Annotated in this window: 13 protein-coding genes; 8 read left to right on the forward strand and 5 right to left on the reverse strand. The window is 60.7% G+C overall.

Annotated features, from left to right (window positions below):
• Positions 1-2: 2 nt before the first annotated feature.
• The gene (gene ispH / locus D8U60_RS22230; RefSeq protein WP_241663569.1) at positions 3-893 is read left to right on the forward strand and encodes a 4-hydroxy-3-methylbut-2-enyl diphosphate reductase; all 891 of its coding nucleotides are present in this window, start codon (positions 3-5) and stop codon (positions 891-893) included.
• Here the strand turns inward: ispH and D8U60_RS22235 are convergent.
• On the reverse strand, positions 850-1,419 hold the full coding sequence (locus D8U60_RS22235) for a GspH/FimT family protein (RefSeq protein WP_016773130.1): 570 nt from the start codon (positions 1,417-1,419) through the stop codon (positions 850-852). The two genes, ispH and D8U60_RS22235, sit on opposite strands and share 44 nt — an antisense overlap.
• A 130-nt stretch (positions 1,420-1,549) precedes the next feature.
• Here D8U60_RS22235 and D8U60_RS22240 point away from each other — a divergent pair, with 130 nt between their 5' ends.
• The 7 genes from D8U60_RS22240 to thiO are packed head-to-tail and all read left to right on the forward strand — an operon-like array spanning position 1,550 to position 8,319.
• Positions 1,550-2,023: a GspH/FimT family pseudopilin gene (locus D8U60_RS22240; RefSeq protein WP_130900960.1), complete on the forward strand. Its 474-nt coding sequence runs from the start codon at positions 1,550-1,552 to the stop codon at positions 2,021-2,023.
• On the forward strand, positions 2,020-2,469 hold the full coding sequence (gene pilV / locus D8U60_RS22245) for a type IV pilus modification protein PilV (RefSeq protein ID WP_071173641.1): 450 nt from the start codon (positions 2,020-2,022) through the stop codon (positions 2,467-2,469). Before D8U60_RS22240 ends, pilV begins: the two co-directional genes overlap by 4 nt.
• Positions 2,466-3,179: a prepilin-type N-terminal cleavage/methylation domain-containing protein gene (locus D8U60_RS22250; protein ID WP_122698537.1), complete on the forward strand. Its 714-nt coding sequence runs from the start codon at positions 2,466-2,468 to the stop codon at positions 3,177-3,179. The genes pilV and D8U60_RS22250 overlap by 4 nt, the downstream gene beginning before the upstream one ends.
• A 10-nt stretch (positions 3,180-3,189) precedes the next feature.
• A complete protein-coding gene (locus D8U60_RS22255; protein WP_016773134.1) occupies positions 3,190-3,669 on the forward strand; it encodes a PilX N-terminal domain-containing pilus assembly protein in 480 nt (159 codons plus the stop codon).
• A complete protein-coding gene (locus D8U60_RS22260) occupies positions 3,656-6,745 on the forward strand; it encodes a PilC/PilY family type IV pilus protein (protein ID WP_130900961.1) in 3,090 nt (1,029 codons plus the stop codon). The genes D8U60_RS22255 and D8U60_RS22260 overlap by 14 nt, the downstream gene beginning before the upstream one ends.
• 15 nt (positions 6,746-6,760) lie before the next feature.
• Positions 6,761-7,162, forward strand: a complete 402-nt coding sequence (locus D8U60_RS22265; RefSeq protein WP_016773135.1) for a type IV pilin protein — start codon at positions 6,761-6,763, stop codon at positions 7,160-7,162.
• 56 nt (positions 7,163-7,218) lie between these two features.
• Entirely contained in the window at positions 7,219-8,319 is a 1,101-nt protein-coding gene (gene thiO, locus D8U60_RS22270) for a glycine oxidase ThiO (RefSeq protein ID WP_130900962.1), read from the forward strand.
• Positions 8,320-8,407: 88 nt separating this feature from the next.
• Here thiO and D8U60_RS22275 read toward each other — a convergent pair whose 3' ends face one another.
• The 4 genes from D8U60_RS22275 to D8U60_RS22290 all read right to left on the reverse strand — a co-directional run bounded on the left by D8U60_RS22275 (position 8,408) and on the right by D8U60_RS22290 (position 12,707).
• Complete coding sequence (locus tag D8U60_RS22275; RefSeq protein WP_024014351.1) at positions 8,408-9,754, reverse strand: sigma-54 dependent transcriptional regulator; 1,347 nt, start codon at positions 9,752-9,754, stop codon at positions 8,408-8,410.
• Positions 9,751-11,340: an ATP-binding protein gene (locus tag D8U60_RS22280; protein WP_122698540.1), complete on the reverse strand. Its 1,590-nt coding sequence runs from the start codon at positions 11,338-11,340 to the stop codon at positions 9,751-9,753. Before D8U60_RS22280 ends, D8U60_RS22275 begins: the two co-directional genes overlap by 4 nt.
• Positions 11,330-11,563 carry a PP0621 family protein gene (locus tag D8U60_RS22285; protein ID WP_016773138.1) on the reverse strand — a complete coding sequence of 78 codons (234 nt, stop codon included), beginning with the start codon at positions 11,561-11,563 and terminating at the stop codon, positions 11,330-11,332. Before D8U60_RS22285 ends, D8U60_RS22280 begins: the two co-directional genes overlap by 11 nt.
• A gap of 127 nt (positions 11,564-11,690) precedes the next feature.
• Positions 11,691-12,707, reverse strand: coding sequence for an outer membrane protein assembly factor BamD (locus D8U60_RS22290; protein ID WP_016773139.1), 1,017 nt, complete (start codon positions 12,705-12,707; stop codon positions 11,691-11,693).
• Between the last annotated feature and the right edge of the window lie 43 nt (positions 12,708-12,750).

Genomic DNA, 12,750 nt, shown 5'->3' on the forward strand with positions numbered 1-12,750 from the left:
CGATCGAAATCGTCAACCGCGCCCTGGAAGTCTTCGGGCCGCCGATCTATGTGCGTCACGAAGTGGTGCACAACAAGTTCGTCGTCGAAGACCTGCGCAGCCGTGGCGCGATTTTCGTCGAAGAGCTCGATCAGGTACCCGATGACGTCATCGTCATCTTCAGTGCCCACGGTGTTTCCCAAGCCGTACGCAACGAAGCCGCCGGTCGTGGCCTGAAAGTCTTCGATGCAACCTGCCCGCTGGTGACCAAGGTGCACATCGAAGTCGCCAAATACAGCCGCGACGGTCGCGAGTGCATCCTGATCGGCCACGCCGGTCACCCGGAAGTCGAAGGCACCATGGGCCAGTACGACGCCAGCAATGGCGGCGCGATCTACCTCGTTGAAGACGAAAAGGACGTGGCCGCATTGCAAGTGCGTGATCCGGAAAGACTCGCCTTCGTCACCCAGACAACCTTGTCGATGGACGATACCAGCCGCGTCATCGATGCCCTGCGCACGCGCTTCCCGGCCATCGGTGGCCCGCGCAAGGACGACATCTGCTACGCCACACAAAACCGCCAGGACGCCGTCAAGCAACTGGCCGACGAATGCGACGTGGTACTGGTGGTCGGCAGCCCGAACAGCTCCAACTCCAATCGCCTGCGCGAATTGGCTGAGCGTATGGCGACTCCGGCGTACCTGATCGACGGTGCCGAGGACCTGCAACAGAGCTGGTTCGACGGCGTCGAGCGCATCGGCATTACCGCTGGCGCCTCGGCACCGGAAGTGCTGGTCCGGGGCGTGATCCAGCAATTGCAGGCCTGGGGCGCGACCGGTGCCGATGAGCTGGCTGGCCGTGAGGAAAACATCACGTTCTCGATGCCGAAAGAGCTGCGCGTCCGTTCGATCTGACGCTTCTGCCTTTGTCGCACAGCGCCTGTTCAGTCTCCTGACTGCCCAGGCGCACGCGACCGGTCGCCGCCAGCACGATCTGCCGCTGGCTGACCGGTTCGCGCGGCGAGCAGATGTGTATTGTCCCCGCCTGAAATCGCCGTCCCGGCATCAGCGGCTGTCCCAGATGACTGAACCGCACGTAGCGGCTCACCCACCAATTGCCGACAATCGCCACCTTCGCCTCACTGGCGCGCTCCACCAGCAGCGGATTGCTGCTGTCCTCCGGCCCCTTGCCGCTTCTATCCAGAATGATCCGCCAACCCTGACTCCAGTCGCCGTCAATGCCATGGATCACCACACTTTGATTGTGGGTCATAGCCAGGGTGCGAGCGTGGCGGATACCTTCGAGCAGCGACTGCGCCGCGTGGTCGCGCTGAGTCGCCTGTTTGAGTGCAGCGAACGCCGGGCTGACCAGCAGCAGAACAATTGCGCCAATCGCCAGTCCCATTAGCAGTTCAATCAGGCTGAAACCGTGTTGCGGCATGAAAAATCCCTCCGTGGAATGGTATGAGCAGCGCAATCCGTGCGCCGCGCAGGGCAAATCAGTCGGCGCGTGCCGAGCGAATGTTCTAGCGTGTAAAAGCAGGTATAGCCGACGGCAACGGAGGGCACCGATGGATCTTCGTACAAAAGGTTTCACGCTGGTCGAGTTGCTGGTCGCCATCGCGGTGTTCCTGATACTGATCACGCTGGCGGTGCCGGCCTTTACCCGTACGATCCAGAGCAGCAGGGCGGATACCGAAGTCGGCGACTTGCAGCGCGCGATCAATTTCGCTCGCCTCGAGGCAATCAATCGCGGCGTGACCACGCGTCTGCGTCCGACCGCCGGCGGCAGTGTGTGGACCGGTGAGCTGGCGGTCTACGACAGCACTGGCAATCCGGCCAATGTGTTGCGGGTTGTTCCAGCGATGAGCAGCGGCGCGACTCTGACGCTACCCTCAGGAGTGACCGCACTGGATTTCAACAATCTTGGTGGTCTGGCGGCACCGTCGACGGCGTTAGTCATCGGTTACACGCTGGGCACGCAAAGCAGGACGCTGAACGTGTGTTTGAACGGACGCATTCAACTGGGTGGAAATTGCGGATGAGGGCAGGGAGCAAAAACGCACAGGAGGGCATGACGCTGATCGAAGTGCTGGTCGCGTTGCTGATTCTGACCGTCGGGCTGTTGGGCGCAGCGGCGGTGCAACTCAATGCGCTGAAGTACACCGACAGTTCGCGGATGACCAGTCAGGCCAGTTTCATCGCCTATGACATGATGGATCGCATCCGCGCCAATTCCGGCGCCAACTACACCGTCACGCCACCGACCTCGGGCAATCTCAGTAATGCGCGGGACCAGGACCTCTACGATTTCACCACCAACATCGCCAACTTCGGCGGTCCGACCGCGACGGGCAGCATCACCCTCAATCAACGGGTCTACACCATCACCATTACCTGGAGCGATGCGCGCGCGGCGAACGCTGCCAGTGCCCAGCGCAGTTTCGTCCTGAGCAGCCGTGCGGCGGTCGATCCGGTGGCCACACCATGAAGCGTGCCAGCCGTGGTTTCGGCCTGATCGAGTTGCTGATTGCCCTGGCTTTGGGGCTGATCGTCGTGCTCGGCGTGGTACAGATTTTCATCGCCGCAAAAAACACCTACGTCAGTCAGAACAGCGCCGCAGCGATGCAGGAAGACGCGCGCTTCGTTCTCAGCAAAATGATTCAGGAAATTCGTATGGTCGGCATGTTCGGCTGCCTCGGCACCATCGTCGACTCCAGTTCTGCAGGGGATTTCAACACTGCGCAACTCATCCCGATCAGCTGGGATAACGCCAGTCTCAAGCTGACCATGGTCACCGCCGATGTCGGCAGCGGCGGGGGAACGCCGACCTGGACGGTGATTTCCGATTGTCGCAACAGCGCGGTCGCCTACAGCGGATTGCGCAGCCCGACCACGGGGCAGATTGCGTTCCCGATCCGGCGCCTGATCTACAGCTTCAGCAATAACCAGATCCTCATGGGCACTGGCAGCGGCAATCCGGTGCAGCAAGTGCTGGTCAACAATGTCAGCGCCTTCAACGTCACATTCGGTCTGGCCAGTTCGGCGACCGACGTCGCAGCCTCGACCTACAGCAGCAACCCTGGCGATCCGGCGCGCATCCGCAGCGTGCGCCTGAGCCTGACCCTCACCGACCCGAACAATCGGGTGCGCAATCAAACCTTCAACGTGGTTGCGGCATTGCGCAACCGCTTGCCATGAGGGGGCGGCGATGAGGATTTCCTTGCAACAACGTCAGGCACAGCGCGGCATGGTCTTGTTGGTCAGTCTGGTGTTTCTGCTGTTGCTCACATTGATCGGTTTGTCCTCGATGCAGAGCGCCAACCTGCAAGAGAAAATGGCCGGCAGCGTCAGCCTGCGCAATCAATCATTTCAGGCGGCCGAAGCGGCATTGCGTGTCGGCGAAAGCGCAGTGCAACTGGACAGTTACTCGTTGGCGGTGTGCAGCGGCACGAGCCAATGTCTGCCGCCGGCGGAATCGTCATCGGTCAGCTCGGCCGGCTTCAATTCGACCTCCGGGGTGACCTGGATCGCTGCCGGTAATGGCTTTTATGGCGTGCAGAACATCGGCACGACCCTGACGGCGGTGAACGTACCAAGTAACACTTCGGCGACGTTGTATCGAGTCACTGCGGTCGGCATCGCCGGCAATTCGCGTAGCGTGGTGGAGAGTGTCTATGCGAAGTATTGAGCGCGGCCTGTCGCTGCTGATCGGCATGCTGCTGAGTAGCTACCTGGCGGCACCGGCCTGGGCTTTCACGCCTTCCGATTCGCCATTGCTGAGCGCGGCAGCGGTGGCGCCGAACGTGATGCTGCTGATCGATGATTCGGGGAGTATGAACAGCATCATTTACGCCGCCGGATTCGACCCGAACGTCAACCGCACTCCCGCCCGGCAGTGCAATGCCTTCCTCGGCTTGTGCTCTGCACTCAATGCGCCGCAGATTACCGGCGACACGGTGTTTCTATCGAGCCTGCCGACTTCCGGTTGCTCGGGAGGCGCCTATGCGTTCTACAACAACAGCGTGGCGCCCTTGTGCCTGAAACTGCCCGACCCCGTAGGTAATGAGAACACTCGGTATTCCGCCGATTACATTTCCTACATAGTCAGCCTCGCCAACAGCAACGGCACCCGCGACTTCACCACGGGGGCGATTCCCAACGATTACCGGATGAACGTGGCGCGCAACGTTTCCACCGCACTGGTGAGCAGCAACCGCACCTTGCGCATGGGCCTGTCGACATTCAATCCGGCGACGAGCAGCAACCCGGGCAACGGCGGTTTCATCGCTCGCTCGATCACCGATTTGTCACCCGTCGCGGGCAGCGTCACCCAGGCCCAGGCAGACACCAACTACAACGCGCTGATTTCATCGATCAACGGCTTGAACGCCGTGGCCAACACGCCATTGGCCGAGAGCTATTACGAAGTCACGCGCTACATGCGTGGCTTGGCGCCTTACTACAACGGCACGCCGGCTACCTATACCAGTCCGATTCAATACCGCTGCCAGAAAAACTACGGCGTGGTGATTACCGATGGCTTGCCGACCTATGACCGTACCTTCCCGACCAACGATCCGCTGGGAGGCAGTCGCTTACCGAACTGGGATGGCGTGAATAACGATGGCGACAACCTCAACGGTGACGGTGAGGGCGACACACTCTATCTGGATGACATTGCCAAATTCGCCTTCGACATCGACATGCGCTCGACCGGCACCGATGCCGCCGGCAAGAGCTGGAACGCGGTGGATTTTCCCCGGCAGAACATGAACACCTACACCGTGGGTTTCGCGGCGGATAACGATATGTTGTCCGACGCCGCCAGTTACGGGCAGGGCAGGTATTACCAGGCGACCGACAGCTCCGGGCTCAATGCGGCGTTATCGTCGGCACTCAGCGATATCACTTCCAAGGCCGGCTCCGGTGGTGCCGGTGTTGCCAGCAGCAGTACGTTGACCAGTGGCAGCAGTTTTTACCAGACAACCTACGATCCCAAGGATTGGCGCGGCACGATCAGGTCGTTCGGCTTTACCTCGACCGGCACGGTAAATACCTCGGCGGCGCAATGGTCGACCGACACCACCATCGTGCCCTCTGCCACAGCGGCGACTTTCCAGTCATGGAACACCTTGAGCAACACGCCCATTGCGCTGGCATTCGGCAGCTTTTCCCCGGCCCAGCAGAACACGTTGAATCAGGGCCTGCCCACCGGTATCAGCGGCACTGAACTGGTGGAGTGGAGCAAAGGGACCAACAGGGCCGGGCTCAAAGTGCGCACTGCGCTGCTGGGCGACATCATCAATTCGCCGCTGGTACTCGCGTCGCCTTCGGACAAGACCGCATCCGACTTGACGGGTGACAGCAGTTACACCAACTACCTGACCACCAAGGCTGCGAACATGAATACCAGTCTGGTAGTGAACGCCAACGACGGTTTCGTCAATGTGATCAATTCGACGAACGGCACCCGCCGTTATGCCTACATGCCCTCCAGCGTGCTGCCTTCGTTGCGGCTGATTGCGGATACCAATTACGTCAACGGCGTCAGCCACAAGTTTCTCGTGGACGGTCAGGTCGGCGTGTTCGATGCGCAGGCCGGCACCACCTGGAGAACGCTGGCCATTGGCGGAACGGGGGCCGGTGGCAAAACCTTCTACGGACTGCAACTGTTCGATGCCTCGGCAGGCAACGTGATCAAGGCACTGTGGGAAGTCAGTGCACCGGCTATGGCCAATGCGTCGAATGCTTTCAATGATCTGGGTTACGCCTACGCCCGTCCGGAAGTGGCACGCCTGGCCAATGGTCGCTGGGCGACATTCATCGCCAACGGCTACGGCAGCAATTCGGGGGTTGCGGCTTTGTATGTACTGGATGCAATGGATGGTTCGCTGATCAGGAAAATCGTCATCGACAGCACGGAAACCAGCAACGGTCTGTCTTCGGTAAAACTCAGGGTCAACTCTTCGAACGTAGTGCAGGCTGCCTACGCTGGTGACCTGAAGGGGCGTATGTGGAAATTCGACTTGAGCGCACCCGGGGCAGAAAGCTGGGGCGTGGCGTTTGCCGGCAAGCCATTGTTCACCGCCCCGGGCGGGGCAACGCAGCCGATCACCGCGCAACCGCTGCTGGCGGACAACCCACAGGGCGGCAAGCAGGTGTTCTTTGGCTCCGGCAAGTTCAACGAGACTGCCGACAAGACCAACAAGGATCTGCAGGCGTTCTATTCAATCTGGGATGCAGAGGGTGGGGCCGGACAAATCACCGTCAGCAGTTTGCAAGCACAGGCGATAACCGGTTCGTTCTCCGGCAGTTCCGGGCAGTTCCTGACCACCAGCCAGAATGAAACGACCTATCCGGGAGAAAAAGGCTGGTATCTGCCGCTGGTGTATAACAACGTGCTGACCGGCGAGCGCGTAATCAATCAGGCCAGTCTTGTGTTGGGGCGAGTTGTTTTCACTACTGCCAGCGTCGATACCACCGACCCGTGTTCGAGCTTTGGTACGGGCAGACTGGTCGAACTGGATGCGTTCAACGGTAAGATGCTCAACTACGCCGTGATCGACACCACCGGCGACCGTTTGGTCGACAGCAACGATACGATATCCAGCGGCGTGATTTTTACCGGCGGCATTCCGACCCTGAACTTCATCTCCGCTAACGGCGAGCGCAAGGGCACCACTGACACCAGCGGCGCGGTCACGGTCATTGTGGAAAAGGGTGGCGGCGGCAGCCGTCGTATCATGTGGCGACAAATCCAGTAAGCGAGAATTTGAGGCATGCGCAGAACCAGCCGAGGTTTTACCCTGATCGAGATCATGATCGTCATCGCGATTATCGGGATCATCCTCACCATCAGCATCCCCAGCTACAACGAATACGTGAAGAAGGGCCGTCGCGCCGAAGTGGTCTCGCTGCTCTCGGAGCAGGCGCAGACCCTCGAACGCTTCTACACCCGCAACAATGTCTACACCGGCGTCACCGGACTGAGCGCGGGCAATGATTTCTACACCATCACCCCGACGCTGACCGACCAGACCTTTGTGCTGACCGCGACGCGTAAAACCGGCTCGGCCATGGCCACCGACAAGTGCGGGGATTTCACCCTGACCAACACCGGCGTGCGAAGCATGAACAACGCGACCACCGGAGTGACCGCCAAGGATTGCTGGGGCCGCTGACGCATTCTTTTTCGGGCGCCTTTTGCGTCCACTGTCTTTTTACGGTTGGATCAAACATGACCAGGCAACAGCAAGTGGTGATTGTCGGCGGCGGGGTGATTGGCCTGCTCACTGCCTACAATCTCGCCTCCGAAGTGCGCAGCGTGGTGCTGCTGGATCGCTCGAATGTCGGCCAGGAATCGTCCTGGGCTGGCGGCGGCATCGTCTCGCCGTTATACCCGTGGCGCTACAGTCCGGCAGTCACCGCGCTGGCGCATTGGTCGCAGGACTTTTATCCACAGCTCGGCCAACGCTTGTTTGCTGACACGGGGGTTGATCCTGAGGTGCACACCACTGGCCTGTATTGGCTGGATCTGGACGATGAAACCGCAGCCCTGGCCTGGGCCGAGCGGGAAAATCGGCCGCTGCGGGCTGTGGATATCTCGGCGGCACATGACGCGGTGCCGGTGCTCGGCAGCGGTTTCAGCCGGGCGATCTACATGGCCGATGTCGCCAACGTGCGCAATCCACGGCTGGTCAAATCGCTGAAAGCCGCGCTGCTGGCGCTGCCGAATGTGACGATTCATGAGCAATGCGAAGTCAGTGGCTTCGTCCGCGAGGGCGAGCGCGTGGTCGGCGTGCAGACTCCGACGGGCGTGATCAACGGCGATCAGATTGTGCTGACAGCGGGAGCGTGGAGCGGTGATCTGCTCAAGACGCTGAACCTGACGCTGCCGGTCGAACCGGTCAAAGGCCAGATGATTCTCTACAAGTGCGCGGCTGATTTCCTGCCAAGCATGGTGCTGGCCAAGGGGCGTTATGCGATCCCGCGTCGCGACGGTCACATTCTGATTGGCAGCACGCTGGAGCACGAAGGCTACGACAAGACCCCGACCGACATAGCGCTGCAAAGCCTCAAGGCCTCGGCGATCGAATTGTTGCCGGCGCTGGCGGATGCCGAAGTGGTCGGGCACTGGGCGGGGCTGCGGCCAGGGTCGCCGGAGGGCATTCCGTTTATTGGCCGGGTGCCGGGGTTCGAGGGGTTGTGGCTGAACTGCGGGCATTACCGCAACGGGCTGGTGCTGGCGCCGGCATCGTGTCAGCTATTTGCTGACGTGATGCTGGGGCGGGCGCCGATTATTGATCCGGCGCCGTATGCGCCTGAGGGCCGCCTGTAGAGCAAGGTCAAAAGATCGCAGCCTTCGGCAGCTCCTACAATGAAATGCGTTCCCTGTAGGAGCTGCCGAAGGCTGCGATCTTTGCGATCTAATCCAAGCCCAATTTCTTCAGCCGATAGCGCATCGACCGAAACGACAGACTCAACCGCTGCGCCGCCGCCGTGCGGTTCCAGCGGGTTTCCTCCAGCGCCTGCAAAATCAGCTTCCTCTCGACGCTCTCCAGATAATCCTCAAGATTGTCGACCTGCGTCAGATCGGCCATCGCCCCGTCCGCCGTGCAATTGCCTTCGCTCAAACGCAGATCCTGCGCCTCGATCGTGCGGTTTTCACACAGGGTGTGCGCGCGTTCGAGGACGTTCTCCAGTTCGCGCACATTGCCGGGAAAGCGATAGTTCTTCAGCGCCTCCAGCGCTTGCGGGTGCAGGCGCGCTTCGGGTTGTCCGGTGTCTTTGGCCAGGCGCTTGAGCACGTGCATGGCAAGCGCCTCGATGTCGTCACGGCGTTCGCGCAGGGACGGCACACGCAGTTCGATGACGTTGAGCCGGTAATACAGATCCTGGCGGAAGCGTTCGGCCGAAACTTCGGCTTCAAGGTCTTTGTGCGTTGCGCAAAGGATGCGTACGTCGACCACCGTTTCCTGCTGGCCGCCGACGCTGCGCACGGCTTTTTCCTGGATCGCCCGCAGCAGTTTCACTTGCATCGACAGTGGCAAATCGGCGACTTCATCGAGAAACAGAGTGCCGCCATGGGCCGCTTGAAACAGCCCCGGCTTGTCTTCGACGGCTCCAGTGAAACTGCCTTTGCGGTGGCCGAAAAATTCGCTTTCCATCAGTTCCGATGGAATTGCCCCGCAGTTCACCGGCACAAAGGGTTGGCTGGCGCGCGGACCTTGTTCGTGGATCAGACGCGCGACCAGTTCTTTGCCGCTGCCGGATTCACCACTGATGTACACCGGTGCCTGACTGCGTGCGAGCTTGTCGATCTGCTTGCGCAGATTAGCCATCGGCGGCGAATCGCCCAGCAACCGTCGCTCGATTGCCGTGCTCAAGCCGCCCGCTGTCGGCAGGCGCAGCGCCGAGCTGACCAGTTCGCGCAAGCGCGGCAGTTCCACCGGTTTGGTGAGGAAGTCGAACGCCCCGGCCTTCAGCGCATTGATCGCAGTTTCCAGGCTTCCGTACGCCGTGATCATCGCCACCGGCAGGTGTGGATCGCGTTGCTGAATGTGTTGCACCAGCTCCAGCCCGGTGCCGTCGGGCAGGCGCATGTCGGTCAGGCACAGGTCAAAGTGCTCGCGCTGCAACAGCGCCTGAGCTTCGCCCAGATTGCGGGCGCTGAAGGTCTCGAGTTTCATCCGTCCCAGGGTGATTTCCAGGAGCTCGCGGATATCCGGTTCGTCGTCGACGATTAGAATTTTTTGCCGTGGGCTTGTATTCAACTTTGTTTCCGTCCGTGAGCAAAAGTGATGCAAAAGCAGCCGCCGCCTTGGCGTGATTTGAAGTCTAGGCGTGCCTGGTTGCTTTCGCACAGCTCACGGGACAGATAAAGGCCAAGACCGGTGCCCTGGCTGCTGGTAGTGAAGAACGGCTCAAACAGATGCGCCTGTTCATCGGCCGACACGCCGGGGCCGTTGTCCTGCACTTCGAGCACTGCCAATTGGCTTTCGGGGTCGACGAACAGTGCCAGCCAGACGTCGGCCTGCTCGTGCAGTTGCGCACTGTGACGCCAGGCATTGCGTATCAGATTGTCGAGAATCTGCCGCAATTGGTTGGGATCCATCAGCGTGGTGAAATCGCCGGAATTGATCCGCAGATGAATGTGCTGGCGCTCATTGGCCTGCTCGCGGATTTCGCCGACGAAGTCTTCCAGCCACGGCTTGAGGTCCAGCCGTTGCGGCGCGCTTTGCTGGCGGCGGGACAGTTGCAGGACGTTTTCGATGACTCGGTTCATGCGCTGGGAGTGGTCTTGAATAATCTGCGTCAGACGCCGATCTGCGCTATCGAGTTCCTCGGACTCGGCCAACAGCTGCGCGGCATGACTGATCGCGCCCAGTGGATTGCGAATTTCATGGGAGATGCCGGCGGTCAAACGCCCGAGCGCAGCGAGCTTGAGTTGCTGCGCCTGTTGGGTGATTTGCGCCAGGTCTTCGAGAAACACCAGCGTCTGCTGGTTCGGGCTCTGCTCAAGGGCGATGAAACTGGGCTGCAGCTCAAGGCCATTGCCGGGGATTTTCAGGCTCTGCGGGCGCAAGGTCGGGTTGTTGCGCCACAGTTGCAGACGCTCGACCAGTGCTGGGGAATATTCGTCGATCATATGACCTTGCAGGTGACTGTGGCCGAGCAGACTCTGCGCGCTGTGATTGGCCAGTTGCACCCGACGTTGCTCGTCGAGCACCAGAATACCCGTGCGCATGCGTTGCAGGATCAACGCGTTCAGCGCCTCCAGGCTGACCACTTCGCTGGCGCGCTGTTCGGCCAGGGTCTCGCTGACTTCGAGGCGGCGGATCAACCCTTGCACCAGCAGCGAGGCGGCAAAGCACAGCGCACCGAGGGTGCCGGCTTGCAAGTAGGCGTTGGCGCTCAAGGGGCGGCTGAGCCCCAGCAGAAAGCTCAGGCCGACAATGCCGATCGCCGCAATGGCGGCAATCAGCAGGCCGATGCGTCGGCGCAGCAGGGTATTGCTGATCGCCACCGAGACCACCAGCAGATTGCCCAGCGCACTGGCCACGCCGCCCGCTGCGTAGAACAGGCCGCACAACAGCAGCACATCGACAAGCGCCAGGGTGAACAACTGCGCCGGGCGCCGGGTATTTTCGAGGAACACCACCAGCAGCATGTTGATGATCAGGTACAGCCAGCTGCCGCCGCGCAGCAGATCGTCGTTGGCCGACGTCAGCAGGCGGTTGTCCATGTTGCTGGAGATCAGCAGCACCAGAGTGATGCCGACACTTAAACGGTACAGGTGATAAAGGCGCAGCAGACGCTGCGCCTGTTTCTGGTCGGCGTTGGCGGCCTCAGCGACCACTGGCGCCCGGGCCTTGCTCGAGATGAGCCTGGCTGCAATACCACAGTTGCTGGTTGCCCAGCGCGCGGTCGCGCGGCAGGTGCACGCCGCAGTGGGCGCAGCGCACCATCGGCGGCGCATCCTGTTCGCGCGGCGATCGGGTGGACGAGGCGGGGGCCTTGAATTTGCGCCAGAGCCAGATGGCGGCGAAGATCAGGGCAATCCAGAACAATAAACGAAGCATGATGAGCGGCTTTTCGACTGATGATCCGGCAGTTTAGCCAAGGACCCGATCAGCGCACAGCCTATTAAAGTGCGGCAATAAAAAAGGGAGATCCGCAGATCTCCCTTTTTTCGTACAGCCGGTGTGATCAGTCGAACACGCCGAAGGTCATGTAGCTGAACCACGAGCGATCGGTGTCGCTGGATTCCGGCTCTGGCTCTTCGATCACGTCGCCGTTTTCGTCCTTAGGCTTGAGCTCGTTCGGAATCGCATCTTTCGCGTCCTGGAACTGCTTCTGCACGTCCTGGTTGGCGCGGGTTTCGCCCGGCGGCAGCGGTGGACGCGATTCGATCAGGCCCAAAGTCGCCTTGCTCAGGAACGAACGGTTGTCGGCCTCGGCTACGCGTGGCACGAACTGGCCATCTTGCAGGCTCGGGTGATCCGGGTAGTTGAGCTTCAGGGTTTCCAGGCTGGTGGCGGCCAGATCGTCGAGATGCAGACGCTGGTAAGCCTCGGTCATCACCGCCAGGCCGTCGCCGACCGATGGGGTTTCCTGGAAGTTTTCCACGACGTACTTGCCACGGTTGGCAGCGGCTACATAAGCCTGACGGGTCAGGTAGTAGTCGGCGACGTGAATCTCGTAGGCCGCCAGCAGGTTGCGCAGATAGATCATGCGCTGCTTGGCGTCCGGCGCGTAGCGGCTGTTCGGGTAGCGGCTGGTCAGCTGCGCGAACTCGTTGTACGAGTCGCGGGCGGCGCCCGGGTCACGCTTGGTCATGTCCAGCGGCAGGAAGCGCGCCAGCAGGCCGACGTCCTGGTCGAACGAGGTCAGACCCTTGAGGTAGTACGCGTAATCCACGTTCGGATGCTGCGGATGCAAACGAATGAAACGCTCGGCGGCAGACTTTGCAGCTTCCGGCTCGGCGTTCTTGTAGTTGGCGTAGATCAACTCCAGCTGAGCCTGATCGGCGTAGCGACCGAACGGATAACGCGACTCCAGAGCCTTCAGTTTGGCTGTGGCGCTGGTGTAGCTGTTGTTGTCCAGGTCAGTCTGAGCCTGCTGATACAGCTCGGCTTCGCTGAGGTTTTCGTCTACGACTTCCTTCGATGAGCAAGCAGCGGTCAATGCGAGGATGGCGATCAGCAGCAGGTGTTTCACTTGCATGGCGGCTTGCGTCCCTATGACGGCCGCTGTCTTGGGCGGGGCC

Source organism: Pseudomonas sp. Sample_11, from assembly GCF_004307505.1.
GTDB lineage: Bacteria > Pseudomonadota > Gammaproteobacteria > Pseudomonadales > Pseudomonadaceae > Aquipseudomonas > Aquipseudomonas atacamensis.